The 25,667-nt window shown below is 63.7% G+C and carries 22 protein-coding genes; 16 read left to right on the top strand and 6 right to left on the bottom strand.

The genetic code is table 11. The annotated features are described in order from the left end of the window. The first annotated feature begins 74 nt into the window (after positions 1-74). From FXB38_RS35220 to FXB38_RS35160, 13 genes are all read left to right on the top strand, one after another. Positions 75-947, top strand: coding sequence for a carbohydrate ABC transporter permease (locus FXB38_RS35220; protein ID WP_187435359.1), 873 nt, complete (start codon positions 75-77; stop codon positions 945-947). A 4-nt stretch (positions 948-951) separates the two neighbouring features. Then, positions 952-1,782: a carbohydrate ABC transporter permease gene (locus tag FXB38_RS35215; RefSeq protein ID WP_148755539.1), complete on the top strand. Its 831-nt coding sequence runs from the start codon at positions 952-954 to the stop codon at positions 1,780-1,782. Positions 1,783-1,797: 15 nt separating this feature from the next. After that, the gene (locus FXB38_RS35210; protein WP_148755538.1) at positions 1,798-2,805 is read left to right on the top strand and encodes an ABC transporter ATP-binding protein; all 1,008 of its coding nucleotides are present in this window, start codon (positions 1,798-1,800) and stop codon (positions 2,803-2,805) included. 20 nt (positions 2,806-2,825) lie between these two features. Next, a complete protein-coding gene (locus FXB38_RS35205; protein WP_148755537.1) occupies positions 2,826-3,599 on the top strand; it encodes an SDR family NAD(P)-dependent oxidoreductase in 774 nt (257 codons plus the stop codon). A 38-nt stretch (positions 3,600-3,637) separates the two neighbouring features. Beyond that, on the top strand, positions 3,638-5,284 hold the full coding sequence (locus tag FXB38_RS35200) for an FGGY-family carbohydrate kinase (RefSeq protein ID WP_148755536.1): 1,647 nt from the start codon (positions 3,638-3,640) through the stop codon (positions 5,282-5,284). 5 nt (positions 5,285-5,289) lie between these two features. Next, positions 5,290-6,225: a carbohydrate kinase family protein gene (locus FXB38_RS35195; protein ID WP_148755535.1), complete on the top strand. Its 936-nt coding sequence runs from the start codon at positions 5,290-5,292 to the stop codon at positions 6,223-6,225. 107 nt (positions 6,226-6,332) lie between these two features. Continuing rightward, positions 6,333-7,754, top strand: coding sequence for an amidase (locus FXB38_RS35190; RefSeq protein ID WP_148755534.1), 1,422 nt, complete (start codon positions 6,333-6,335; stop codon positions 7,752-7,754). An 86-nt stretch (positions 7,755-7,840) separates the two neighbouring features. After that, positions 7,841-8,791: an ABC transporter permease gene (locus FXB38_RS35185; protein WP_148755533.1), complete on the top strand. Its 951-nt coding sequence runs from the start codon at positions 7,841-7,843 to the stop codon at positions 8,789-8,791. Beyond that, complete coding sequence (locus FXB38_RS35180) at positions 8,788-9,681, top strand: ABC transporter permease (RefSeq protein ID WP_148755532.1); 894 nt, start codon at positions 8,788-8,790, stop codon at positions 9,679-9,681. The genes FXB38_RS35185 and FXB38_RS35180 overlap by 4 nt, the downstream gene beginning before the upstream one ends. A 2-nt stretch (positions 9,682-9,683) precedes the next feature. Further along, a complete protein-coding gene (locus FXB38_RS35175; protein ID WP_187435358.1) occupies positions 9,684-10,697 on the top strand; it encodes an ABC transporter ATP-binding protein in 1,014 nt (337 codons plus the stop codon). Beyond that, on the top strand, positions 10,694-11,698 hold the full coding sequence (locus tag FXB38_RS35170; protein ID WP_148755530.1) for an ABC transporter ATP-binding protein: 1,005 nt from the start codon (positions 10,694-10,696) through the stop codon (positions 11,696-11,698). The genes FXB38_RS35175 and FXB38_RS35170 overlap by 4 nt, the downstream gene beginning before the upstream one ends. Before the next feature lie 57 nt (positions 11,699-11,755). Further along, a complete protein-coding gene (locus FXB38_RS35165; protein ID WP_148755529.1) occupies positions 11,756-13,249 on the top strand; it encodes an ABC transporter substrate-binding protein in 1,494 nt (497 codons plus the stop codon). A gap of 377 nt (positions 13,250-13,626) precedes the next feature. After that, positions 13,627-14,601: a magnesium transporter CorA family protein gene (locus tag FXB38_RS35160; RefSeq protein ID WP_148755528.1), complete on the top strand. Its 975-nt coding sequence runs from the start codon at positions 13,627-13,629 to the stop codon at positions 14,599-14,601. 42 nt (positions 14,602-14,643) lie between these two features. On the opposite strand, the gene FXB38_RS35155 is transcribed toward FXB38_RS35160, so the two are convergent. Together FXB38_RS35155 and FXB38_RS35150 are read right to left on the bottom strand one after the other, a co-directional pair. Further along, positions 14,644-15,264 carry an alpha/beta hydrolase gene (locus FXB38_RS35155; RefSeq protein ID WP_148755527.1) on the bottom strand — a complete coding sequence of 207 codons (621 nt, stop codon included), beginning with the start codon at positions 15,262-15,264 and terminating at the stop codon, positions 14,644-14,646. Beyond that, positions 15,261-16,199, bottom strand: coding sequence for a ring-cleaving dioxygenase (locus FXB38_RS35150; RefSeq protein ID WP_148755526.1), 939 nt, complete (start codon positions 16,197-16,199; stop codon positions 15,261-15,263). The genes FXB38_RS35155 and FXB38_RS35150 overlap by 4 nt, the downstream gene beginning before the upstream one ends. 126 nt (positions 16,200-16,325) lie before the next feature. Here FXB38_RS35150 and FXB38_RS35145 point away from each other — a divergent pair, with 126 nt between their 5' ends. Together FXB38_RS35145 and FXB38_RS35140 are read left to right on the top strand one after the other, a co-directional pair. Then, positions 16,326-17,234, top strand: a complete 909-nt coding sequence (locus FXB38_RS35145; RefSeq protein ID WP_187435357.1) for a LysR family transcriptional regulator — start codon at positions 16,326-16,328, stop codon at positions 17,232-17,234. 52 nt (positions 17,235-17,286) lie between these two features. Next, the gene (locus tag FXB38_RS35140; RefSeq protein ID WP_148755525.1) at positions 17,287-18,525 is read left to right on the top strand and encodes a DMP19 family protein; all 1,239 of its coding nucleotides are present in this window, start codon (positions 17,287-17,289) and stop codon (positions 18,523-18,525) included. A 175-nt stretch (positions 18,526-18,700) separates the two neighbouring features. Here FXB38_RS35140 and FXB38_RS35135 read toward each other — a convergent pair whose 3' ends face one another. Together FXB38_RS35135 and FXB38_RS35130 are read right to left on the bottom strand one after the other, a co-directional pair. Then, positions 18,701-18,898, bottom strand: a complete 198-nt coding sequence (locus tag FXB38_RS35135) for a hypothetical protein (protein ID WP_148755524.1) — start codon at positions 18,896-18,898, stop codon at positions 18,701-18,703. Between the two features lie 531 nt (positions 18,899-19,429). After that, complete coding sequence (locus tag FXB38_RS35130; protein ID WP_148755523.1) at positions 19,430-19,939, bottom strand: lipocalin-like domain-containing protein; 510 nt, start codon at positions 19,937-19,939, stop codon at positions 19,430-19,432. A 228-nt stretch (positions 19,940-20,167) separates the two neighbouring features. On the opposite strand from FXB38_RS35130, the gene FXB38_RS35125 reads away from it, so the two are divergent. Then, positions 20,168-21,010 carry a Crp/Fnr family transcriptional regulator gene (locus tag FXB38_RS35125; protein WP_148755522.1) on the top strand — a complete coding sequence of 281 codons (843 nt, stop codon included), beginning with the start codon at positions 20,168-20,170 and terminating at the stop codon, positions 21,008-21,010. 863 nt (positions 21,011-21,873) lie between these two features. On the opposite strand, the gene FXB38_RS35120 is transcribed toward FXB38_RS35125, so the two are convergent. Next, positions 21,874-24,567: a hybrid sensor histidine kinase/response regulator gene (locus tag FXB38_RS35120; protein WP_148755521.1), complete on the bottom strand. Its 2,694-nt coding sequence runs from the start codon at positions 24,565-24,567 to the stop codon at positions 21,874-21,876. Next, positions 24,564-25,607, bottom strand: a complete 1,044-nt coding sequence (locus FXB38_RS35115) for an ABC transporter substrate-binding protein (RefSeq protein WP_148755520.1) — start codon at positions 25,605-25,607, stop codon at positions 24,564-24,566. Before FXB38_RS35115 ends, FXB38_RS35120 begins: the two co-directional genes overlap by 4 nt. Positions 25,608-25,667: the final 60 nt, after the last annotated feature.

Genomic DNA, 25,667 nt, shown 5'->3' with positions numbered 1-25,667 from the left:
CTGAGCTCAAACTTGCGGCCATCCTCCACCCCGGATGGATGGCCGCCTTCTTCCTCCGAGCGGAGACGCCAAAGATGGCAACCCGGCAAACGCAACTCCTTGCGCGGTCGCTCCTGGCCCCGGCCGTCGGGCTGCTCTTCATCTGGATGATCGTCCCGCTCGCGCTGACGCTCTATTTCTCGACGCTGCATTACAGTCTGCTCGATCCCGGCTCGGAATCGTTCGTCGGGCTGGAAAACTTTCGCTACTTCCTCACCGATCCCGCCTTCCTCGCCTCGCTCCAGAATACGCTGGTGCTGGTCGGCTCGGTGCTGGCGCTGACGATCCTGCTAGGCATTCCGCTGGCGCTGCTGATGGATCAGCCGGTGATCGGCCGCAACATCGTGCGGCTGATGGTGATCGCGCCGTTCTTCGTGATGCCGACGGTGAGCGCGCTGGTCTGGAAAAACTTGCTGATGCATCCGGTATCCGGCCTGTTTGCCTGGCTCGCAAGATTGGTCGGGGCGACGCCGATCGACTGGTTCACCGACGCGCCGCTGTTTGCCGTGATCCTGATCGTGGCCTGGCAATGGCTGCCGTTCGCGACGCTGATCCTGCTCACCGCGCTGCAATCGCTCGACGAGGAGCAGAAGGAGGCGGCCGAGATGGATGGCGCCAGCGCCGTCTCGACCTTCATCTACATCACGCTGCCGCATCTGGCACGCCCGATCACGGTGGTGATCCTGATCGAGACCATTTTCCTGCTGACCGTGTTCGCCGAGATCTTCGTCACCACCGGCGGCGGACCGGGTCTGCAAACCACCAACATCGCCTTCCTGATCTACTCGCAGGCGCTGATCCAGTTCGACGTCGGCAGCGCCTCGGCGGGCGGCCTCGTGGCCGTCGTCATCGCCAACGTGGTCGCCTTCTTCCTCGTCCGCATCGTCGGCCGCAACCTGGAAGCCTAAAATCATGGCGCGCAAGTCAACGACGCAGCGGGTGGTGGTTTCGACGATCGGAGCGTGGTTCTTCGGCTTCCTGATCTTCTTCCCGATCCTGTGGATGGTGCTGGCGAGCTTCAAGACCGAGCTCGAGGCCTTCGCCATTCCGCCGTCCTTCCTGTTCTTCCACTGGACCACGGAAAACTATGCGACCGTGCAGGAGCGCAGCGACTATCTGCTCCATGCCATGAACTCGATCATCATCGCCGGCGGCTCGACGCTGATCGCGCTGCTGATCGCGATCCCCGCAGCCTGGTCGATGGCGTTCTCGCCGACCAAGCGCACCAAGGACATTCTGCTCTGGATGCTTTCGACCAAGATGATGCCGCCGGTCGGCGTGCTGGTGCCGATCTACCTGATCTACAAGAGCTTTGGCCTGCTCGATTCCCGCATCGGTCTTGTCTTCATCCTCTGTCTCGGAAACTTGCCGATCGTGATCTGGATGCTCTTCACGTATTTCAAGGAGATCCCGCGCGACATCCTCGAGGCCGCGCGCATGGACGGCGCCACCATCGGCCGCGAGCTCGTCTATGTCCTGACGCCGATGGCGATCCCGGGGCTGGCGTCGACCATGCTGCTCAATCTGATTTTGGCCTGGAACGAGGCGTTCTGGACGCTCAATTTGTCGACCTCGAACGCTGCGCCGCTCACCACGTTCATCGCGTCCTATTCCAGTCCGGAAGGACTGTTCTGGGCAAAACTGTCGGCGGCCTCGACGCTGGCGATCGCGCCCATTCTCGTCCTCGGTTGGTTCAGCCAGAAGCAGCTCGTGCGCGGGCTTACCTTCGGCGCGGTGAAGTAAAGGGGCTGCCGGATCATGGGTCAGATCACACTTCAAGGGGTACAAAAATCCTTCGGCCCCGTGCACATCATCAAGGGCGCCGACCTCGAAATTGCCGACGGCTCCTTCGTCGTGTTCGTCGGCCCCTCCGGCTGCGGCAAGACCACGCTGCTGCGATTGATTGCCGGGCTGGAGGACGTCACCGGCGGCAGCATCCTGATCGACGGCAAGAACGTGGTCGACACGCCGCCCGCCAAGCGCGGGCTGTCGATGGTGTTCCAGTCCTACGCGCTCTATCCGCATATGAGCGTGCGCGGCAATATCGGCTTCGGCCTGAAGATGGCGGGCCTCTCCAAAGACGAAACCAACCGCAAGGTAGAAGCCGCCGCGGCGACGTTGAACCTTACGCCTTATCTTGACCGCAAGCCGCGCGAGCTCTCTGGCGGCCAGCGCCAACGCGTCGCGATCGGCCGCGCCATCGTGCGCGAGCCCAAGGCGTTCCTGTTCGACGAGCCGCTGTCGAACCTCGACGCCGCGCTGCGCGTGCAGATGCGTATCGAGGTCACGCGGCTGCAGAAGCAGCTCGGCACCACCGCGATTTACGTCACCCACGACCAGGTCGAGGCCATGACCATGGCCGACAAGATCGTCGTGCTCAACGGTGGCAAGATCGAGCAATACGGCTCGCCGCTGGAGCTCTATGAGCGGCCCGCGAATCTCTTCGTTGCCGGCTTCATCGGCTCGCCCAAGATGAATTTCGTCACCGGCGAAAATGCCGCGCAGAAGGGGGCGGCGACCATCGGTGTAAGGCCCGAGCACATCAAGATCGAGCGCGACGGCGCCGGTGGCTGGCCGGGCACGATCGCGGTCGCCGAACACCTCGGCAGCGACACCTTTCTCTACGTCGACGCCGGACCGCTCGGCATGCTGACGGCACGCTACATCGGCGAATTGAGCCTGCATGCCGGCGACCGCGTGTCGCTGGTGCCGGACCCCGCGCGCATTCACCGCTTCGACGCAAGCGGCAACGCGCTTCGGAACTAACAAGAAACGGGAATACGACCATGTACCTAGAAAAATTCAAGCTGAGCGGCAAGACCGCGTTCATCACCGGCGGCGGGCAGGGCATTGGGCTTGCCTGCGCGGAGGCGCTGGCCGAGGCCGGCGCCAAGGTCATTATCGGTGACCGCGACAGCAAGGTCGCCGGAGACGCCAAGGCCAGCCTGAAGGCGAAGGGTTTTGACATCGAGACCGCGATCATGGACGTCACCGACACCAAGCGCGTGGCGGAGGTCGCCAATGATCTCGTCGCTCGGCACGGCAAGGTCGACATCCTCGTCAACAATGCCGGCATTGCGCGCAGCGAAACGCCGGCCGAGACCGTCACCGACGAGCACTGGCTCAACGTCATCGACGTCAATCTCAACGGCACCTTCTGGTGTTGCCGCGAGTTCGGCAAGCACATGCTCAAGGCCAGGAGCGGCGCCATCGTCAATGTCGGCTCGATGTCCGGTTTCATCGTCAACAAGCCGCAGGAGCAGTGCTTCTACAACGCCTCCAAGGCCGGCGTACACCATCTGACCAAGTCGCTGGCGGCCGAATGGGGCGCGCGCGGCATCCGCGTCAATGCGGTGGCGCCAACCTATATCGACACTCCGCTCAACGCTTTCGTGAAGAGCACCCCGAGAATGTACGACGCCTGGATCGGTGGAACCCCGATGGGGCGGATGGGGCAGGTCGAGGAGATCGCCTCGGTGGTCCTATTCCTGGCATCCGAGGCTGCGAGCCTCATGACTGGCAGCATCGTGCTGGTGGATGGCGGCTATACTTGCTGGTAGGCTTGCGTCAAAACTGACGAGAGCGACCAGGAGCGACTATGCCGCAAGCGTATATCGGCGTCGACGTGGGGACCACGAGCACGCGGGCAGGGGTGTTTGACGAGGCCGGCTCGCTGTTGGCGACCGCCAAGCATCCGATCCGGGTCTGGCAAGAGGCTGGCGACGTCGTCGAGCAGTCGTCCCAGGACATCTGGGATGCCTGCGTCAAATCGGTGCGGGCGGCGTTGGCGGAGGCGGCAATCGCGCCCGACAGCATCGGCGGCATCGGTTTCGACGCGACCTGTTCCCTGGTGGTGCTCGACCGCCAGGGCGAGCCGGTCACGGTGAGTGCCTCCGGCGACAAGCACCGCAACGTCATCGTCTGGATGGATCACCGTGCCATCGCCGAGGCGCGGCTGATCAACGAGACCGGCGACTCAGTGCTGCGCTATGTCGGCGGCTCGATCTCGCCCGAGATGGAGATGCCAAAACTGTTGTGGCTGAAGCGGCATCTGCGCGCGAGTTTTGACGCCGCCGGGCATTTCTTCGATCTGGCGGACTATCTGACCTGGCGCGCGACCGGTTCGCTGCAGCGCTCGACCTGCACAGTCACCTGCAAATGGAACTACCTCGCGCATGACGGCGGGGGCTGGAGTGCGCCGTTCTTTCAGCGCATTGGCCTGTCTGACTTCGTCGGCGAGAAATACGCCCGCATCGGCACCGAGATCGTCGCCCCCGGCACGCGGCTCGGCGCCGGGCTCACCCGCGTGGCCGCCACCGATCTCGGCCTGTCCGTTGGCACGCCGGTCGGTGCCTCCTTGATTGACGCCCATGCCGGCGGCATCGGCGCGATCGGCGGGCGTGACGGATCGGGCGGAACGACCGACGTCGGCGATCGCCTGGCTTACATCATGGGAACGTCGGCCTGCATCATGGCGACGACGAAAGAGCCGTGCTTTGTGCCCGGCGTCTGGGGTCCATATTACTCCGGCATGGTGCCGGACTTCTGGCTCAATGAAGGCGGCCAGTCGGCGGCAGGCGCGGCGATCGACCATCTCCTCAAATCGCATCCCGGCCACGCGGAAGCGAGCGCGGCAGCGCGCGGCGAGGGCGTCGACCTCATCGAGTTTCTCGAGCGCCGCATCATCGCGCGCGCCGGCGATGCCAGCCGCGCCGCGCTGTTCGCCCGCGACGTTCATGTGCTTCCTGAATTCATCGGCAACCGCTCGCCTTACGCTGACCCCGACACGCGCGCCGTGATCACAGGCCTCGACCTCGACACCGACGTCAGCTCGATGGAGCGGTTGTTCATTGCAGGTCTCTGCGGGCTGGCCTACGGGCTCGCCGAGGTGATCGAGGCCTTTGCCGCACATGGCGTGCATGCAGGCATCATGATCATGGGCGGCGGCGCCAGCCGCAGTCCGCTGGTGCGGCAGATCATGGCCGATACCACCGGGCTTACTGTCGCGTTGCCGCAGACCAAGGAGCCGGTGCTGCTGGGTGCCGCGATGCTGGGTGCGGTTGCCGGTGGGGCCTATGCCTCGATCGGCGAGACCATGGCCAAAATGTCGGCGCTCGGACGCAAGAGCGAGCCCACGGCGCCCGACATGGCCGCGTTTCACGCCAGCAAGCGCGAGGTCTACAAGCTGCTGCGCGAGGTCGATCGCGGCAGCCGCGCGGCGATGCGCGACATCGCCAAGGGTTAAGAGACATGCTGATTTCCTGCGGCGATGCGCTGATCGATTTTGTGCCGACGAAAAACGCCGATGGCCGCGAAGCGGTGATGCCGGCGGTCGGCGGCTCCTGCCTCAACGTCGCAATCGGCATCGCGCGGCTCGGCGCACCGACCGGTTTCGTCGGCGGCGTCTCGACCGATCTGTTCGGGCGCATGATCGCGGAACACGCCGCCGTCTCGAACGTCGAGCTTGGTCTCGCCACCCGCAGCGATCATCAGACCACGCTCGCCTTCGTCCGCATCGTCGCCGGCGAGTCGCACTACGCTTTCTACGATGCCGAGACCGCGACGCGGAACTGGACGTTTCGGCGCGGCACCATCCCGTTCGATACGGTCGAGGCCGTCCATGTCGGCTCGACCACGCTGGTCAACGACCGGGGCGCCGTCGAGACCAAGGCCTTGATCGCAGACGCGCGGGCCTCATCGACCATCTCCTTCGATCCGAACTGCCGGCCCAATCTGGTCAAGGACAAGCCGGCCTATCTTGCGCGTATGATCGAGTTCGCCGCGAGCGCCGATCTTATCAAGATGTCGGACGTCGACTTCGCCTATCTCTTCGGCGAGGAGCCTTATCAGCAGCGCGCGAGTGCGCTCTTGGCGCAGGGCACAAGTCTCGTCGTCATCACCCGCGGCGACAATGGCGCCATCGCCTGGCATGCGAAGGCAGGGCAGATCGAGGTTGAGGCGCCGAAGGTCGAGGTCGCCGACACGATCGGCGCCGGCGACAGTTTTCAGGCCGCATTGCTGTTCGCCCTGCACAAGCAGGGGCGTCTCGCCCGGCAACAATTGAAGAACATCGGCGCAGACGAGCTCCGCCGCGCGCTGTCCTTTGCCGCCAATTGCGCCGGCCTGACCTGCACCCGTCCGGGTGCCGATCCGCCCTGGAGCCACGAGATCAGCTGGAGCTGGTAGGCACGCAAAGGCCGATGTCCGGGCGGACTGCGGCCATGCGCCAGCCGAAATGGACAGGGCAAGTCCGCAGTGGCAAGGTCCGCGCGTTCTGACGCGAGCCTGCCCTGATGAGCGACGATCTCTGTTTCCTCTCTGCCACCGAACTGCGCGAACGCATCAACAGCAAGCAGATCTCGCCGGTCGAGATCACCCGCGCCGTGCTCGCGCGCGCCGAGGCACTACAAGGCGAATTGAACTGCTTCATCACGCTCTGTGGCGATGAGGCGGTGGCAGCGGCGCGCGAAGCCGAGCGCAAGGTGATGGCCGGCGAGCCGCTCGGCCTGCTGCATGGGCTTCCCGTCACCGTCAAGGACATCGTCAACACACGCGGCGTGAAGACGACTTTTGGCGCCGTTCCCTACAAGGATAACGTCCCCACCGAGGATGCCGTCGCGGTCGCAAAGCTACGCGCGGAAGGTGCGATCCTGATCGGCAAGACCACGCCGCCGGAGTTCGGCAGCAAGTGCCTGACCGATTCACCGCTGTTCGGGCGCACCCGCAATGCGTGGAGTGCGGAGCGTTCGTCCGGCGGCTCCAGCGGCGGGGCGGCCGTTGCGGTGGCGAGCGGCATCGCGCCGCTGGCGATTGCCACCGATGGCGGCGGCTCGACGCGGATTCCGGCCGCCTGCAACGGCGTCGTTGGCTTGAAGCAGAGTAACGGCGTGATCGCGCACAGCCAGGCGCTCGATGCGTTCGGCAACCAGACCTATGTCACACCGACCACGCGCACTGTCGCCGACACGGCATTGATGATGCAGGCGATGGCCGGCGAGGATGCCTGCGATCCCTGGTCGATCGGTGTGCCTGTGCCCGATTTCATAGGCTCCGCTGCCCCGCGCGGTGATCTGCGCGGGCAGAAAATCCTGTTCTGCGCCTCGCCACCCGGCCGCCCGGTGTCGGCGGATGTTGCCACAGCGTTCAAGGCGAGCCTCGATCGGCTCGCGAGCCTGGGTGCCGAGCTCGAGGAATTCTCCGGCGAGGGATACGACGTCGAGCCGATCTGGCGCGCCATCAACCACACCGTCTGGCGCTCGCGCTTCTCGAAGCTGGTGGCGGAGCATGGCGACGTCCTCAGCGAGGCCTTCGTCAAGCAGATCGCGCTGGCGACGAATGTGAGCGGCGTTGACTATCAAGAGGCGATGTTCGCGCGCACGACGTTGTTTCGTCGCGTGCAATCCCTGCTTGCGCGTGGGCACCTTCTGGCGATGCCGACCATCACCCGCACCGCGCTGCCGATCGACCAGGATTTGTTCGGCACCATCGAGATCGACGGCCGACAGTTTGACAGCGTCCGCCCGCACTGGTTCCCCTGGACCATGCCATTCAACATGACCGGTCACCCCGCGATCAGCCTGCCCTGCGGTTTTGGTCGCGACGGCCTGCCGATCGGGCTCCAGCTTGTTGGCCGCTTCCGGGCCGACGCCGAATTGCTCCGCGTCAGCGCGCTGTTCGAGGCCTCGCACGACCTTCTCGCCCGCCGGCCGGCTTGAGGGGTCCACGATGGGCCGCAAAAGGCTTGCGTCCGGGGTCCGGACATGTTGATCGTGCCGCCGATGAGCCCTGAAACCGACCGCGCATGAGCGTATTTGTCCTCCGACGTGTCCTGACTTTGCTGGCGACGCTGGTCGGCGCATCCGTGATCATTTTCCTGGTGCTGGATGCGCTGCCGGGCAATGCCGCGCAAATGCTGATGGGCGCGGATGCATCGGCCGACGCGGTCCGCGCGCTCACCGTCAAGCTCGGGCTCGACCAGCCGCTCGCGGTTCGCTATCTGCAATGGATCAAGGGGCTCGTCGTCGGCGATCTCGGCAATTCCTATGTCTACGGCACGCCGGTCGGCAGCCTGATTGCGGAGCGGCTAGTGCTGACCATTCCGCTCGCGATCATGTCGATGCTGATCACGGTGACGCTGGCGCTCTCGGCCGGCATCTACACCGCCGCCAACCACAATAAGCTCGGCGACGTCGGCGTGATGTCGCTGACCCAGATCGGCATCGCGCTGCCGAACTTCTGGTTCGCGATCCTGCTCGTGCTGCTGTTCGCCGTGCGCCTGCAATGGCTCTCGGCAGGCGGCTTTGCCGGCTGGGAGGACGGCATCTGGCCCGGAGTCAAATCGCTGCTGCTGCCGTCGATCTCGCTTGCGGTGGTGCAGGCCGCGATCCTCGCCCGCGTCACCCGCTCGGCCGTGCTCGAGGTGCTGCGCGAAGACTTCGTCCGCACGGCGCGCGCAAAAGGGCTCGGCAAGCGCGAGGTGCTGTGGAGCCATGTGTTGCGCAACGCCATGATCCCGGTGATGACCGTGATGGGCCTGCAATTCGCCAATCTGCTCGCCGGCACCATCGTGATCGAGAACGTGTTCTACCTGCCGGGCCTCGGCCGCCTGATCTTTCAGTCGATCGCCAACCGCGACCTGATCGTGGTGCGCAATTGCGTGATGCTGCTCGCCGCCATGGTCGTCATCGTCAATTTCGTGGTCGATGTGCTCTATGCCTTCATCGATCCCCGCATCAAGGTGCACGACCTGTGAGCGCGCCGCTGACAACCTCGGTTGACGTCCCGATCGCACCGCATCCTCTGCCGGCCAAGACGTTCTGGGGCCGCGCGCTGCGGCATCGCAGCTTTGTGCTGGGCGGCGTGCTCAGCCTGCTCGTGGTCGCCTCGGCCGCGCTCTCGCTGGTGTGGACGCCGTGGTCTCCTTACGAGATCGACATCGCCTCGAAACTCCGGCCGCCGTCGGCCGCGCACTGGCTCGGCACCGATACCTTCGGCCGCGACATCGTCTCGCTGCTGCTTGCCGGCGCGCGCGCGACTATCCTGGTCGGCATCATCGCGGTCAGCATCGGTCTGACCTTCGGCGTCTGCCTCGGCCTGATCGCATCGGCCAAGCGCGGCTGGACCGAAGAGATCATCATGCGATTCTCGGATTTCACCTTCGCCTTTCCGGCCGTGCTCTCCGCAATCATGCTCGCCGCGGTCGCGGGGCCAGGCATGCTGACCTCGATCATCGCGATCGGCATCTTCCAGATCCCGACGCTCATCCGACTGACACGCGGCTCCGCCAATGCGATCTGGGCGCGCGAATACGTGCTGGCGGCGCGCGCCTCGGGGAAGGGCGCCTTCCGCATCACCATCGAGCACGTGCTGCCGAACATCCTGTCGATCCTGATCGTGCAGGCGACCATTCAGTTTGCGCTGGCCATTCTCGCCGAAGCGGCGCTGTCCTATCTCGGCCTCGGCACGCAGCCGCCGCAGCCGTCCTGGGGCCGCATGCTGAACGACGCGCAGACCATGCTGTTCCAGTCGCCGATGCTCGCGGTCTATCCAGGGGCGGCGATCGCGATCGCCGTGCTCGGCCTCAACCTGCTTGGCGACGGCCTGCGTGATCTGTTCGATCCCAGACTGGCGCGGGAGCGGTGACGATGGCCGATCCCGCAACCATGCCGCTGATCGCCGTCGAAAACCTCGGCGTTCGCCTCAACACCAGCCGCGGCCCGGCGCAGGCCGTGCGCGGCGTCAGTTTTGCGCTGAAGCGCGGCGAGACGCTCGGGCTCGTCGGCGAATCCGGCTGCGGCAAGTCGGTCACGGCGCTGTCGCTGATGGGATTGCTGCCGGACAGCGCGGTCGTCACCGGCAGCATCAAGCTGGATGGACGCGAGCTCGCGCGGCTCCCGGATGCGGATTACTGCGGCCTGCGCGGCAACCGCATCAGCATGATCTTCCAGGAGCCGATGACGGCGCTCAACCCGATGCACACAATCGGCCATCAGGTCGCCGAGCCGCTACGGCGTCACAAGAAATATTCCGCTGGGCAGGCGCGCACAGAGGCGATCGCCTTGCTCGACCGCGTCGGGCTGCCCGATCCGGCCAAGCGCATCGACGCCTATCCGCACCAGTTCTCCGGCGGCCAGCGCCAGCGTGTCACGATTGCGATGGCGCTTGCCTGCGAGCCGGATCTCCTGATCGCTGACGAGCCCACCACCGCACTCGACGTCACCATCCAGGGCCAGATCCTCGATCTCATCGCCGACCTCGTCGAGGAGCGCGGCATGTCGATGATCCTGATCTCGCACGATCTCGGCGTTATCGCCGAGAACGTGCAGCGCATGATGGTGATGTATGGCGGCACGGTCGTCGAGAGCGGGCCGACCGACGAGGTGTTCCGCCGCATGGGCCATCCCTACACACAGGGGCTGTTCCGCGCCCGCCCGAAGCTCGGCGCGCGCAAGGGGACGCGGCTGACGACGATCTCAGGCACGGTGCCGGAGCTCGCCGATCTGCCGGCGGGCTGTGCCTTCAGCGAGCGCTGTCCGCTGGTCGAGGACAAATGCCGCGCGGCGCTGCCGCCAATGGTCGAGGTCGGTCCCGCGCATGTCGTGCGCTGCGTGCGTACCGACGTCTCGATGGCCGCGAAGGTCGGGGCGCTGTCCGCATGACCGCGGCACCGCTTCTCGACGTCAAGGATCTCGAGCAGCGCTACGCGCTGCCGCGCGAAAGCCTGTTCCGATCGCCCGGAGAGGTGCGCGCGCTCAACGGCGTGAGCGTGCAGGTCGCCGCCGGCAAGAGCCTCGGCATCGTCGGAGAGTCCGGCTCCGGCAAATCCACTTTTGCGCGCGTCGTGATGGCGCTGGAGCGGCCGACCGCGGGGCGGGTCACGCTGCTCGGTCGCGACCTCAACCGCATCTCCCCCGATGAATTGCGCCGCGCACGGCGCGATATCCAGATGGTGTTCCAGGACCCGTATGGATCGCTCGATCCGCGCCAGATGATTGCGCGTATCGTCGCCGAGCCGCTCACCGTGCTTGATGACGCCGACCGCAGCACGTTCCGCGCCCGCGTCGCTGCGGTGCTGAAGCAGGTCGGCTTGCGCGAAGCGGACATGGACAAATACCCGCACGAGTTCTCCGGCGGACAGCGCCAGCGCATCGCGATCGCGCGTGCGCTGATCACCCAGCCGAAGCTCATCGTCGCGGACGAGCCGGTCTCCGCGCTCGATGTCTCCGTGCAGGCGCAGGTGCTGAATCTGATGCAGGACCTCCAGGAGCAGTTCGGCCTGAGCTACATCCTGATCAGCCACGACCTCGCCGTGGTCGACTATCTCTGCGACGAGGTCGCGGTGATGTATCTCGGCCGGGTGGTCGAGCAGGGGCGGCCGGAGGATCTGTTCGAGCGCTGCGCCCATCCCTATACGCGGGCGCTGCTGGACGCGATACCGCGGGCGCGTGCCGGCGGGGGCCGGCGCCGGCGCGGCGCCCAGGCAATCGCCTCGCAATCGGCGGCCGCTGCCGGGTGCCCCTATGCGCCGCGCTGTCCGCTCGCCGACCAGCATTGCCGCGAGGTTCCGCCCTTGCTACGCAGGGTGGGCGAGGGACATCTCGCCGCCTGCCACAAGGCGGAGGCCGTGATGGCATTGCCGCAGGCGGCCATGGAAGGTTAATGTCGGCTACGGGATTGGCGTAGCCTCAAACGACAGAAGAAGGCTGGGGAGTCAGGCATGTTGAAGAAGCTAACGATCGTCGCTTTTGCCGCGGCATTGGCCGCGGCGCCGTTGCCGGTGCTGGCGCAGAGCAAGAAGGACAGCGTCGTCATGGGCATGACGCTGGAGCCGCCGGGGCTCGATCCCACCAACGCCGCTGCGGCTGCGATCGCAGAGGTCACGCTCTACAACATCTACGAGACCCTGACCAAGATCAACGAGGACGGCTCGGTCGCGCCGCTGCTGGCCGAGAGCTGGACCGCCTCGCCCGACCTGAAGACCTATACGTTCAAGCTGCGCAAGGGCGTCAAATTCCAGAACGGCGAGGCCTTTGATTCCGCTGCCGTAAAATTCTCGTTCGAGCGCAACGCGGCCGCGAACAGCACCAACAAGGACAAGAGCCTGTTCCAGGCCTTCGAGAAAGTCGATGCGCCGGACGCCGACACGATCGTGCTCACGCTGAAATATCCCGAGCCGAACCTGCCGTTCCTGCTCGGGCAGGCTAGCGGCTCGATCGTCGAGCCGAAGAGTGCGGCGACCAATGTGACGCAACCGGTCGGCACCGGACCGTACCAGTTAGGGGCCTGGGTCAAGGGCTCCTCGCTCACGCTCAACAAATGGGCCGACTATCGCAACGCCTCCGCGATCAAGCTGTCCAAGGTGACGATCCGCTTCATCGGCGATCCCGCCGCGCAGATTGCGGCCCTGCTGTCCGGTGACGTCGACGCATTCCCGCGCGTCACCACCCGCGGCGTCGCGCAGTTCAAGAGCGATCCGCGCTTCACCGTGCTGGTCGGCGGCTCCAAGGCCAAGACCATCGTCGCCATCAACGAGAAGAAGAAGCCGCTCGACGACGTGCGGGTGCGCCGCGCGATCCTCGCCGCCATCGACCGCAAGTCGATGATCGACGGCGCGGTCGAAGGTTTCGGCACGCCGATCGGCAGCTTCTACACGCCGGGCTCGCTCGGCTATGTCGACACCACCGCCGTCAATCCGTACGATCCCGAGAAGGCGAAGAAGCTGCTGGCCGAGGCCGGCATCACCACGCCGCTCGAGCTCAGCCTGAAGCTGCCGCCGCCGCCTTACGCGCGGCAGGGCGGCGAGATCCTCGCAGCCCAGCTCGCCAAGGTCGGCATCAACGCCAAGATCGAGAACGTCGAATGGGCGCAGTGGCTGTCGCAGGCGTTCGCCCCCAACGGACCGCACAATTACGACCTCACCATCGTCTCCCATGTCGAGCCGTTCGATCTCGTCAAGCTGACCGAGCCCGACTTCTATCTCGGCTACAACAGCGAGGCGTTCAACGCGCTCTACAAGCAGATCGTGTCGACGCCTGACGAGGCCGGCCGCGCCAAGCTGCTCGGCGATGCCCAGCGCATGCTGGCGACCGACGCGGTGGCCGGCTTCCTGTTCCAGCCGCAATGGCCCACGGTCATCAACAAGAAGCTAAAGGGCGTCTGGAAGGAAGTCCCGCAGTTCGAGAACGATTTCTCGGCCTGGTCCTGGGAGTAGACCCGGGCGTCCAAGTTAAATATCCAGGTCAAATCAGGCATCTCGATTTCGACCTCTCCCCGTCGGGGAGAGGTCTTTTTTTAACTGCTCAAAGCAAAATCCGCAAAACAACCCCATGCACAGTAGCCCGGGGGTAGTTGTTTCAATGACTTGCGCGACCCGCTCGCTGGCTTGCGCAAACCCACAGTGCCATTTGACGCGTCGGGCAAAACAGTGGCATGATGGCATCATCGGAGAAAGCCGTCGCCCATGTTCATTTGGCAGCGCCGCTTCTCTTGATCCCCGCCGCTTGAACGATTGAAACCCTCATGCGTTGGCCCGGCGCAGGATGGCCGCATGCCGTGCGAGCCGGGGCGAGGACAAACGGAGTTCGGTCATTGCTGAAGCTGCACAGATGGCCGTCCGACGATTGGCAAGGCATCGGCGCGGAAATGCCCTCGGAGATCATCTGGGCCGATCTCCTGAACGCGACCGCAGGCGAAAAGCAATTCGTCGAGCGAATGCTCAAGATACGGATTCCGTCCGAGGAATCGCTCAGCGAGATCGAGGCGTCGAGCCGGCTGATCCTCGAGCACGGCACGCTCTACCTCAGCTCGCCGGCGGTCCGGGTCAACGAGGACAACGAGGCCGAGATCACGCCGGTGGGGTTCGTGATTGGCCCGCATGTGCTGGTGACGGTGCGCTTTGCAGAGCTGCCGATCTTCGACCAGATCAGCAAGCGCGTCGGCTCCGACGACAGCCTCGAGAATGGCATGTGCGTGTTCACCAGCCTGCTCGAGGCCATGATCGACCGCGGCGCCGATGCCCTGGAGCACCTCGGCGCGAAGCTCGACCAGCTCTCGCGCGGCGTCTTCAAGGGCGGTCTCATTCGCACCAGGCGGCCGGTTCGCTCCAGCCGCAGGATGCGCGAGGCGCTGGAGAATGTCGGCGAGCTGGCCGATCGTCTCGCCAAGTCGCGCGATGTCCTGCTCGGCGTCGGGCGTATTGCATCCTATGCCGACAATGTCGGGAGCGAGTGGATCACGGCGGCGTCGAAGAAGCGCCTCGAAGCTGTTTCGAAGGACGTCGCTTCGCTCAGCGATTACGAGACGCGATTGTCCGACAAGATCCAGCTTCTGCTCGATGCCGTGCTCGGCTTCATCAACATCCAGCAGAACGAGATCTTCAAGGTCCTGACAATTGTCTCCGTGGTCGGCGTGCCGCCCACGATCCTGGTCGGTGTCTGGGGCATGAACTTCAAGAACATGCCGGAGCTGAGCTGGACGTTCGGCTATCCGCTGTCGCTGCTCGTGATCGTCGCCAGCGGCGTGTTGCCGCTGATCTGGTTCAAGCGGCGCGGCTGGTTCGAGTGAGACGGCAGCGCACCGTCCGAAAACGATGCGCCGCTGGCCGCTTCATGCCGCCTTCGCCTCGACGCTGCCGATCCAGCTACGGGCGAGCGTGACGTCGGCCTGCGACAGCTGATGGCCGGCCGGCAAGACCTTGTGCTCGACGCGCGCGCCTGCTTCCGACAGCAGCGCCGCAAGCCCTGCCGAATTGGTCGCCGGCACGATCGGGTCACTTTGGCCGGACAGCAACAGAACGGGCTTGCCTGCAAGGTTGGCCTTGGGCGGATCCGACAGCGGCACCATGGCGCGCAGCAGGATCGCGCCTGCAAGCACGTCTGGCTTCAGCAGCAACAGTGCGGCTGCGATGTTGGCGCCATTGGAGAAGCCGACCGCAACTGGCGCGCCAATGCCGTATTGCTTCCGTGCGTCGGCGACGAACTCGCCGAGCTCGAGCGCGCGGCGACGCACGTCCTCCTCGTCGAACACGCCTTCGGCAAGTCGGCGGAAGAAGCGCGGCATGCCGTGCTCGAGCACGCGGCCGCGCGGCGAGAGCAGGGCGGAGCCGGGAGCGATCATCTCGCCGAGCCCGAGCAGATCGTTCTCGTCGCCGCCGGTGCCGTGCAGCAGCAGGAGAGGGGGAGAGCCCGCCTTGGTGGCGGGCTCGTAGCGATGGATGAAGCCGGTCATGACGCGGTCTCTTCCAAATTCGGCAGCACGCCCTCGATCTGCTTGCGATGCGCTTCGAGGAAGCCCGGCAGCTTCAGGTCGCGTCCGAGCGTCGCGACGGGCTCGTCGACGGCGAAGCCGGGGATATCGGTCGCGATCTCGAACAGCACGCCGCCCGGCTCACGGAAATAGATCGAGCGGAAGTAGTTGCGGTCTCGCTGCTCGGTCGGATGCAGGCCGTGATTGGTCACGAGCTTCTGCGCCATCTTGCCCTGCTCGGCATCGTCAGCCGCGCGGAACGCGATGTGGTGCACCGAGCCGCCGCCCTGATGTCCACGCAGGAAGCCCTTGGCCTCGTAGATGTCGACGACGCTGCCCTCAGCATCGCCCGAGGCCTTGAAGCGGATCACCGAGCCTTCGCGCCCGGTCTCCTTGAAGCCGAACACGTCGGTGAGGACGGCGGCCGTCTTCGCCGCGCTGTCGAGCAGCAGCGTCACGCCGTGGAAGCCGCGGATCGCATGCTCGGCGGGCACGTCGCCATTGCTCCAACCCGGCTCGTTCTCGGCGCCGGGAATGCCGACCAGCGCGAGCGCCATGCCGTCAGGGTCGGTGAACGGCAGCACGGACTCGCCGAAGCGCTTCTCGAGCGCCTCGTAGGCGATGCCCTTCTCGACGAAGCGCTGCGTCCAGTAGCCGAGCGAGCGCTGCGGCACGCGGAAGGCGGTCTGATGGGTCTCGCCGACGCCGCGACGCCCGGCCGATGCGCCGGCCCACGGGAAGAAGGTGAGGATGGTGCCGGGGCGGCCGGTCTCGTCGCCATAATAGAAGTGATAGGTGCCGGGATCGTCGAAATTGACCGTCTTCTTGACGAAGCGCAGGCCGAGATCCCGGGTGTAGAAGCCGAAATTGCGGATGGGGTCGCCGGCAATCGCGGTGACATGGTGCAGTCCAGACATTGTCGTCCTCCAGTATTCGGGGAGCGGTCTTGCTCTGGGACGAAATATCGTTCCGCTTTGGATTGGAGACAATCCATGCAAATATGACGTCTATGTCTACGATTTGGAACCAATCGGGGCTGGTCCTTGGATAAGGTCGCCAGCCTCCGGGCCTTCGTGAAGGTGGTCGAAAGCGGCAGCTTTGCCGAAGCCGGCCGGCAGCTGCGGCTGTCGCGCTCGGCGATCAGCAAATACATCGCCGACCTCGAGGAGAGCCTCGGCGTCCAGCTTTTGAACCGGACCACCCGCCACGCCAGCCCGACCGAGAACGGCCAGCGCTATTTCGAGCGCGCCGTCGTCATCCTCTCGGAGATCGAGGCCGCCGATCAGGCGGTGGCGCAGGCCCAGTCGGCGCCGCGAGGACTGTTGCGTGTCAACGCGCCGATGTCGTTCGGCACGATGCGGCTCGGGCCTGTTCTCGCGGACTTCATGAAGCAATATCCGGAGCTTCAGCTCCAGATCGTGCTCAGCGACGATCTACTCGACCCCGTCCAGGACGGCTTTGACGTGACGCTGCGGATCGCGGAGCTGGAATCCTCGAGCTTGATTGCGCGAAAAATCATGCCGGTGGCGCGCATGATCTGCGCATCGCCGGATTATCTCGCGCGCCACGGTTCGCCAAAGCATCCGCAGGATCTGCGCGAGCATGCCTCGCTTACCTACGGCTTCCTGCTCACCGGCAACCAGTGGAAGCTCACCGGCCGCGACGGCGATCACTGGATCCAGCCGGCCTGGTCGCTCTGCGTCAACAATGCCGAGGTGCTGCGCGATGCCGCGATCAAAGGCAGGGGGCTCGCGCTGTTGCCCGACTTCATCGCTGCGGATGCCTTGCGCAAGGGCGAGCTGCGAACGGTACTGGACGGTTATTCCGCGCCGCCGCTCGCGCTCTATGCGGTCTATCCGCCGACGCGGCATTTGTCGGTGAAGGTGCGGCTGTTTATTGATTTCCTGGTTGAGCGGTTCGGGCGCGAGGAGGAGGGGGGCGCGCGTTCATGAGATCCGCGATGCCCGCTTGTCTCCTGGCAGCGGTGGAGGAGCGGACATTTGCATGAGGTCCGAAGGCCACGAACTGGCCTCCTCGCTCGATTTTTTTATCTCAACGTCACGTTGCAGCCTTTCACTCGCCGAGGTAGTACTTTGCCGGGTTGAAATCATGCAAGCCGGGGTGCGCGCAATGGCGCGCCCTCGAAAGCAGCGACATGATGCCGACAGGGCGGGAGACGTGATGGCCGAATTGGTCCGAGATATTGTACTCACAGCGTATCCATCGAGCCTACTCGGGAAGATCAGGACCTCGCTTGGAATCGACCGCATCGCGGCCGTCGATTTCGCGGAGCATCAAGGCAAAATCGACGGGGTCACCGGTTTCGCCCACAGCCTTTGGGAGCGGTATTTCCTCGACACCGAGATGCCTATCGAAGCAATTAATGTCTCCCGCGTGAACCGTCTTGTGGGAGAGGTTGATAACGGCGGCCTCTGGCAATTCGTGCAAAACACAAGTTGGGATAAATACATTGTCGAGGGAACACGGGATGGCCTGAAGGCTGTCGGCGCCGACGAGCATCTGGCCGTTTTCGACGGTGCGGCGCGAATGATCGAGGAAGCGAACGCCAACGGCGGCAACATCGACCTCAATGAATTTTACGCAAAGGTCAAGCGCCTAGAGACCGAGTTCTTCAGTGATGCAAAGCTGAGTCGGCGGCTGCGACGAAGAGTGGACCCATCGTGGACCTGGGGCACTCGCTGGGCAATTGCCCGGCTCCTGACCTCTCGCTACATCGACGGCTTGAAGAACATTCGCGTCGTCGCGCCGCAGCGCTACGAAGAAGAACTCGACAGACTGATGTCGGCCATCCCGGATCTCGAATTTCGCCGGGCGGCCCGCGCGGACGCTCGGCCTTGGGAAAAGAAAACCATCGAGCGTGTCATGACGGCAAAAGGCCTGGATCATGTCTGGTACACTGCGTTTTCGGCGCGGGCTCATGGCGGCAAGACTCTTTGGTGTTGGAATTTCACGGTGGGGACCACGCCGAGCGAGGGTCACCATCAGGCGATTTTCGCTGACGGTGAGGTCATCGTCTATAAGGGCCATACGGACGAAATCGTGACGCGCGCGCCATGCCCGGAAGCTGCGGAAGGCAGCACCGAGCCTGACCAGGAGCCCGGGAATTACGGTGACAGTGCACTTAATGCGTTCGGTCGAATTGAATGCACTGTCACCGTAACTTCTCGTCTTCCTTTGGCTGGGCGGGCTATATTGCACCTGCCGGTATTGGAAAGATTTTAGAGAAGATGAAATACGGCGCGGCGGATCAAAGAGGACCGCCCGGGAAAAATGGCATTCACTACACCCGCCTTCGAACTAGGTATTGGTTGTGAGCTATAGGTCGGAGCAGCCCTCAGCGACACCGCCGTGAAGGCCAGCTATGGGCCACAAGCCGACCTTATCCGCCTGCCTCGTTTCATAACGGAGCGCCAAAGCCTATCTTGCGGCAAGCCATCCACAAGCGGTGCAGATCATCGTCCGATGGAGCATCCGAATGGTCCATGCCGGTTTCAATGCACGCATTATTCAGTTCTCTGTATTGCGGCGATCCGTAGAAATAGAGACCTACAAGCAGTGCGAGCGCCAAGCCTATACCCATCATCGCGCGCTGCATCAGCGTTCGCCGTCGGTCATGAGTTAGGCCATTTGTTGACGTGACGTGCAAGTAGAACCACTGCGCACATCGCCGCTATAGAAATCGCGAAAGACAGGGGCACTATTGGAAACGCTCGCGACGAGCTTCCGCTCACAAACAGGTACTGCAGCGTGATTGCTGTCAGCTTCCAAACAAAAAACCAAAGGATCCCAATGCCCGCAGCAGCGATCAACGTATAACCAGCGCCACCCGCCCTCGGGGAGGTCGAGCTTGCTTCGACCGGAGCTATTGCTTGCTCGCTTGTTGAGCTGTCGGCCGCAATGGGCGCTCGTAGCAGCAAGAATGCCAATGCCGTGAAGAGGGCGATGATCCCGACCGCAAGGGTTAGAAGCGCCAAACCCATTTTATCGACCTTCCTCGCGACCTCACACGCGGCTTACATCATCGTTTGGTTGCGTGTACGCTGCATGTCAACCGATCGCGCCGCAGATGCTCAATTTTAGATAAACATCGGCTTGACCGCTTTGGGTCACTAGCGGAAGTCGACCGTTAGGGTGCTGCTGCGCGCTTCCACACCGTTCGAAGCGTCATGCCGTTTGGCGTTCGAGGATTATCGAACTTGAGTTCGTCAGCGGTTAGCAGAGTAATCGTTCTCTTCTGATCGGGAATAGCCGCAACGTTCGCGTAAGTACTGGTGGCAAGGTTGACCACCATGACCTTTGTCTGCTCGTCAATCGAATATGTGCCGTAATACGCTATGCTTGATGCGACGATGCTTTGAGCTTCTTCGGGCGTAGCCTTGGCCCGGTCATTGGCCGCTATCTTGGGGATTTCCGCGCGTGATTGAAAAAGCGAGAAGTGGCCGTCGTTAGAGAATATGACCACGCCCTTGGGGGATGGACCGAATGGCTCCCCTTTTTTGCCATCGTCCATCTCACTGTTGACAGACACTAGGGTCCATGCGCCGACAATCGCGTCTTTAGCCGACTTCTGTTGACCGAGCGCGGTGCCCGACAGGACGAAGCCAAGTACAATGATGACGAAAGTCTTCTTCTTCATCGTATTTCTCCGTGATAAAAATATCCATTATTGTGCGCCTCTGGCGTCACCACGGCAAGGTCGGCTTCGGGTCAACAACTGTCCGCGACCGGCTGCGCGCGGCAGGTCAGCTGTGGGCCGCTTTCGGACTCATGCGCCGCAACAAAAAGCGCCTTCAATATCGCCCCTCGATCATCAATATCCGGGATATATTGGGGGGATACTGACCGCTTTGTGAGAGATGATCCAATGGAGCCCATCAGTGCAGATCTTTCCACGATACTAAACCGCATCCTTGATACGGCGGCAGATAATCTCAGGATTACAAAGATTCTCGTTCAAATGGGGCTTGATCCCAACAACATCACCTACGACGCACTGTTTGATCGGCTGCTGGAAATTATGTTGGCCAACATCACGCTCGCCAGCATGTTTGCCTTGGTCGGCGCAATCTTCTTTGTCGCTACCTTGCTGATGCAGAGAATGGTGCCGCTGCGGGTCGCGAATATGGTCGGCTGTGCATTCTTCGTAATCTCTGGCGCGCTTGCCGGAAGCGTCGCCACCTTTCTGCTTTATCTGCTGTTGCTGCCGGTCAATGCCGTTCGTCTCCGCCAACTGCTCAGGCTCGTTAAGAAGGCACGTAACGCGATGCAAGGTGACATGTCGATGGAATGGCTCAAACCGTTCATGACCGAACGCAGATATCGCCATGGCGACCGATTATTTAGGAAGGGTGATGCGGCGACCGAAATGTTTCTCACCGTCACCGGGAAGTTTCTCGTCAAAGAAATCGGCGTCGAGCTTCCGCCGGGGCGTCTCATGGGAGAACTTGGCTTCCTTGCGCCCGATAAGCGACGAACCGGAACGGTCGAGTGCATAGAAGACGGACAAGTCCTGACTATAACTTATGAAAGGCTGCTCGAAATCTACTTTCAAAGTAATCAGCAATTCGGCTACTACATCCTCCTCCTCACCAGTCAGCGTCTGCTGGAAAATAACCAGCGCCTCCAGGAAAATATCTCGCGGCTGGAAGCAACTCTCGCGCAAGAGAAAGCGGCGCGACAGACCCCCGCCGCGGATGGCACGGCTTGAAACTTGTCTCTTGATTGCTCCACCAACGCGGTGCAGGTCTCGCGAGGCAACGACGTCCGCTCGGGGTCACCGCGGCGTTTCGGCATACCGGCCGCTTACTTCTGGTTAAGCACCGTGAGCGGACATCACCGGCGCCGGTCGGGAGGTCCGAGATGGATCAAAAGCGCAGTTTGGCGCTCATCTGCAAACTTCCGGTCTGCCACTGTGAGCCGACATTTAGCAGCGCGGAATCAAGGGCAGCCATGGGCCACAAGCGGAAGTCGTCAACTATGCACGCCTGCGGCTTCGTCGCGCTATGTACATGACCGTAACGGCAGCTGCGGGATAAATTAGCAATGGCCAAAGGTCCGACCATTTCGGATGCCGAAAGACCAGAAACGAATAGACCGCGAAGCTGAGGGCGGCGAAAACATAAAACACAGACTTGCGATCAGGATAGTTAGCAAACAGGCCAAGCTCTCCGAGGGCCAGCCACGTTATGTAAGGGAGCCACCATCCCACGTAAAAGAAAGACACGAAAGCGATGGCGATTAGCACGTCTCCGGGATGAGCGTATGCTCCTGAGCCGCCCAGAACACCACTGATGAGCAGCCACAACGCAATTGCGCCAAGATACCACATAGGGTCATTCACTTTCGCGAAACATGATCTGGACCCTTTGGTTGTATGGAGCGCAGATTAATCTTCAATGACTGAGAAATTCCCAGTTTACGGTACTCTGTGCGCGACTTCGATGTCGGCTTCGGGTCAAAACCAGAAGCGACTACCGACGAGCACAATGAGCCCGCTTTTGGCCGGGTCGTGATCGAAATACGCGACAATCGGCTTGCTGACGCGCTCCTGTCTCGCGCGCCTATCCAGTCCTAGCTGACCGACCGCTGCTCGGTGGGCGCGAGCAGATCGTCCAGCGCGCTCATCGACGATGCGCGAAGCGCGGCCAGCTCGCGCGCTGCATCCTGGCACTTGGCGAGCGGCATCGACGGCGCGGCCAGCTCGATGTCACGGCAGCGCTCGAACAGGCGGACCAAACCGAGCGCACTGGCCGCGCTGCCGAGCTGGTGCGCGGATCGCGCCAGCTGCTTGTGATCGCCGGCTGCGGCCGCCGCGGTGATGTCGGCGATCAGCTTTTCGCCGGTCTGGTCCAGCAACTGGTGAAGCTTCGCGATCTGCGAGGCGCCGAGCAGCTCCTTCTGATCGTCGAGAAAGTGCCGGTCGATCAATGCGCCGGCCGCAAGCGGCGCGTCGGTCGAGCGGTGCTCGGGCTCGTCCTCGATCGCCTCGCGAAGCGCGTTGATCAGGATCGGCTTGCTGACGATTTTGGTGATCCCGGCGACTGCGAGCCGCTCGCGGGTGCTGCGCGACACGTCGGCGGTCACGACGATGATCCGCGGCATCGGCTGCAGCGGGAGCTGTCGAATGCGCGCGGCCGCCTCGACGCCATCCATGTCGGGCATGTGCAGATCCATCAGGATGGCGTCGAACGACTGGTCGGCGGCGAGCGCGACCGCGGCCGCACCATTCCTTGCGATCCTGGAACGGTGGCCGAGCCGGTTCAGAATCGCTTCGCCGACCTCGCAATTGACGGGGTCGTCATCGACCAGCAGCACGCGGCGCTGCCGCGATGGCGGCGAAGGCGCGCCTTGTGCAACGCCGCTGCCGGCATAGCCGAGTGGAACTAGAAGCGTGAACACGCTGCCTTTGCCCGGCGTGCTCGCCACCGTCAGCTCGCCGTGCATCAGCCGGGTGAGGCGGCGGGCGATCGCAAGTCCGAGGCCGGTGCCGCCGAACCGCCGCGCGATGCTGTCGTCGGCCTGCACAAAATCCTCGAAAATCCGCTCGTGCATGTCGGGCGCGATGCCGATCCCGGTGTCACGAACGACGAGGCGAAGCAGGGCATGATCGTCGTGCCGCCCAGCGGTCGCGCTCAGCGAGATGCCGCCGCTCGGGGTGAACTTGACGGCGTTGCCGATCAAATTGAGCAGGATGCGGTTGAGCCTGACAGGATCGCCGTGCACGGAGGTGCTGAGCGTCGCATCACAGTCGAGGTCGAAGCTCAATCCCTTGCCGAAGGCTTGCGGTCGCATCAGATCGGCCGCGGTCTCGACCAGCCGGTCGAGACGGAAGTCGCGCGTCTCCAGCGCCTCAGTGCTGGCCTCGAGACGGGCATATTCTAGAATGGCGTCGACCAGCGCGATCAGCGTTTCGCCCGAGGCGGCGGCGGTTGCGAGGTGGCGGCGCTGGACCTCGCCGAGGCGGCCGTCGTCCAGCAGCTGCAGCACGCCCATGACGCCGTTGAGCGGCGTGCGCAGCTCGTGGCTGACCACGGCAAGGAAGCGCGATTTGGTTTCGTTGGCCACAACCGCTACGCTGCGCGCACGCTCGGCCGCATCGTGCTCGGCAAGGGCGTGATCGCGCGCCTTCTCGAGCTCGGAGGTCCGTTCGATGACCTTCCGCTCCAGCGTCGCATAGGATTCACGCAAATGCGCGGCCATCCGGTTGAACTGGTCGCCGAGCGCCTCGAGCTCGTCACCCGTCCTGATCGCGAGCCGCAATCCGAGATCGCCGCTCTCGATCCGCCGCGCGCCCTGCGTCAGCATCTGGATCGGCACGGTCATGCGCCGGCTGAGCCAGAGCGACACCAGGGCCGCGAAGGCCAGCAGGACGATCAGCAGGAACGTCGACCGTCCGATCGAGGCGTAGATCGGCGCGTAGGCTTCGCCGAGCGGAAGCTCGACGAACACCAGCCAGCCGAGCGAGGGGACCGTCGCATAGGTCGAAAGCACGCGTTGCCCGGAGAAATCCTGCTTGATCAGGCCGCTGGAGGGCGGGCCTACGCCGTCGAGCGCGGCGCGCACATCCGGATGGCCGGAGAGATCGCTGCGGCGGAGCGCCGGCCACAAATCGGGATGCGCGATCAGCACGCCAAGGCGATCGACCACATAGGCCTTGCCGGTGTTGCCGACCCTGATCCCGGCGACAAGGTCCCAGATGAAGCGCAGATTGACCTCGGCGACGACCACATGGGGCTCGCGGCCGGTGCCGCGGGTGGCGATCGTCATGAAGGGCTCGGTGTCGCCGAAGAAGTAGACCGGCCCGTAATAGGCCCGGCTTTCATTGGCGCCGCGGAAGGCGGCAGAGGAGGAGTAGTCGGCGTTGCTGCCGATCCTGTCCGCGACACGGCGCGACACGCGCACCTGCTCGCGGCCTTGCGCATCGAGCTCGGTCAATTCGGCGATTGCGGGCGAAAGGCGAAGCAGGCGGATGGCGTTCAGGCGCTCGTCCTCGTTGTTCGACAGCTCCGGAGGCAGGCGGGAGAGCCATCTGATTTGACTCTCGATCCGGCCGATGAATTGGCCGATCTGAATGGCCGCGCTTGCGGCCTGCTCGCGCTGGGTCGCCGCGAGAAGCTGCTTCTGCTCGCGATAGGAGAACCAGATGTCGAAGCCGGTGTTGATGGCGAGCGCAGCAAAGGCGAGGGCGGCGATCGAGTAGAGATATTTGCGGAACAGCCGGCCCGGAGGCGTCCGCAAATGTCCCTGGTCGACCGCCTCGTTCACTCGCGAATCTCGTCGGCGCGCGCGAGCAGCGTGAACGGGATGGTCAGCCCGAGCGCGTTGGCAACGGTACGGTTGATCAACAGCTCGTATTTCCGCGGCGATTGCACCGGGAGATCGCCGGCCTTGGTGCCGCGCAGGATGAGATCGACGTAATCGGCCGAGCGCACCTCCAGCGTCGGCCCGTAGCTCATCAGCCCGCCGGCATCCATGAAGTAGTGGAACGGATAGATCATCGGCACGCGATATTTCGCGGTCGTCGCGACGATCGCCTGCCGGTTCACTACCAGAAAGCTGTCGACGAGCGAGATCATCGCCGCCTTCGGCGGCCCGGCGAAGCGGCCGATCGCGCCGTCGATTTCGGCTGCCGTGCTGATCGGGGTGAGGACCACGGTCACGCCCGAGGCCGCGGCCTCCTGCTCGACGGAGTCAAGATAGAAGCGCCCGGCGCGAGGCGTGCTCGCCGGATTGAACAGGACGCCGACGCGCTGGATATCCGGCACGGCCTCCCTGACCAGCTGAAGCCATTTGCCACCCATCTCGGGGGTGCTGCTGGTGAAGCCCGTGACGTTGCCGCCGGGACGGGCGAGGCTTTGAACGAAGCCATTGCCGATGGGGTCGTTGGATGTCGCGAAAACGATCGGGATGGTCTTGGTGGCTGCCATGACGGCTGCGGTTTCGACGGTCGAGCCGGTGAGGATGACATCCGGGTTGAGGTCGATGAGCTCGGCGACCGCGGACTTCATCTTGTCCGGTCCGCCGAAACTCGAGCGGATCTCGAAACGGTAGTTGACCCCTTCGACCCAGCCACGCTGCCTCAGGCCCGCGATCAGCGCACCGAGGCGCGTGGTCGGGCTTTCGGTCATGTTTCGTCTGGTCAGCTCGTCGTCGAGCGACAGGCTGGTGATCGAGGCGACGACCCGCATGCGATCCGACGTTGCCCCAAGCGCAAAAAATCCCGCGGCTGTCGCGCCCGCAAGGCGAATGAAATCGCGGCGGGCGACCGCCGGCACAACGCGGGCAGGAGCGGGCCGCTCAGTCATGACATGCTTCGCAAAGATTGTCCCTGAGCATGTGCATAACGCGAAAGCCTGACGGCGACA

Origin of the sequence: Bradyrhizobium cytisi, from assembly GCF_008123515.1 — a bacterium.
GTDB lineage: Bacteria > Pseudomonadota > Alphaproteobacteria > Rhizobiales > Xanthobacteraceae > Bradyrhizobium > Bradyrhizobium cytisi.
The sequence above is the reverse complement of the archived record's forward strand: the minus strand, read 5'-3'. Positions and strand labels throughout refer to the sequence as shown.

Excerpts from the sequence above, each read along its gene's own strand:
- FXB38_RS35155 (WP_148755527.1), bottom strand. The coding sequence starts at position 15,264 with ATGACCGGCTTCATCCATCGCTACGAGCCCGCCACCAAGGCGGGCTCT.
- FXB38_RS35195 (WP_148755535.1), top strand. The coding sequence starts at position 5,290 with ATGCTGATTTCCTGCGGCGATGCGCTGATCGATTTTGTGCCGACGAAA.
- FXB38_RS35165 (WP_148755529.1), top strand. The coding sequence starts at position 11,756 with ATGTTGAAGAAGCTAACGATCGTCGCTTTTGCCGCGGCATTGGCCGCG.
- FXB38_RS35125 (WP_148755522.1), top strand. The coding sequence starts at position 20,168 with ATGGAGCCCATCAGTGCAGATCTTTCCACGATACTAAACCGCATCCTT.
- FXB38_RS35185 (WP_148755533.1), top strand. The coding sequence starts at position 7,841 with ATGAGCGTATTTGTCCTCCGACGTGTCCTGACTTTGCTGGCGACGCTG.
- FXB38_RS35205 (WP_148755537.1), top strand. The coding sequence starts at position 2,826 with ATGTACCTAGAAAAATTCAAGCTGAGCGGCAAGACCGCGTTCATCACC.
- FXB38_RS35220 (WP_187435359.1), top strand. The coding sequence starts at position 75 with ATGGCAACCCGGCAAACGCAACTCCTTGCGCGGTCGCTCCTGGCCCCG.
- FXB38_RS35175 (WP_187435358.1), top strand. The coding sequence starts at position 9,684 with ATGGCCGATCCCGCAACCATGCCGCTGATCGCCGTCGAAAACCTCGGC.
- FXB38_RS35150 (WP_148755526.1), bottom strand. The coding sequence starts at position 16,199 with ATGTCTGGACTGCACCATGTCACCGCGATTGCCGGCGACCCCATCCGC.
- FXB38_RS35135 (WP_148755524.1), bottom strand. The coding sequence starts at position 18,898 with ATGCAGCGCGCGATGATGGGTATAGGCTTGGCGCTCGCACTGCTTGTA.
- FXB38_RS35170 (WP_148755530.1), top strand. The coding sequence starts at position 10,694 with ATGACCGCGGCACCGCTTCTCGACGTCAAGGATCTCGAGCAGCGCTAC.
- FXB38_RS35215 (WP_148755539.1), top strand. The coding sequence starts at position 952 with ATGGCGCGCAAGTCAACGACGCAGCGGGTGGTGGTTTCGACGATCGGA.
- FXB38_RS35140 (WP_148755525.1), top strand. The coding sequence starts at position 17,287 with ATGAGGTCCGAAGGCCACGAACTGGCCTCCTCGCTCGATTTTTTTATC.
- FXB38_RS35130 (WP_148755523.1), bottom strand. The coding sequence starts at position 19,939 with ATGAAGAAGAAGACTTTCGTCATCATTGTACTTGGCTTCGTCCTGTCG.
- FXB38_RS35190 (WP_148755534.1), top strand. The coding sequence starts at position 6,333 with ATGAGCGACGATCTCTGTTTCCTCTCTGCCACCGAACTGCGCGAACGC.
- FXB38_RS35115 (WP_148755520.1), bottom strand. The coding sequence starts at position 25,607 with ATGACTGAGCGGCCCGCTCCTGCCCGCGTTGTGCCGGCGGTCGCCCGC.
- FXB38_RS35200 (WP_148755536.1), top strand. The coding sequence starts at position 3,638 with ATGCCGCAAGCGTATATCGGCGTCGACGTGGGGACCACGAGCACGCGG.
- FXB38_RS35210 (WP_148755538.1), top strand. The coding sequence starts at position 1,798 with ATGGGTCAGATCACACTTCAAGGGGTACAAAAATCCTTCGGCCCCGTG.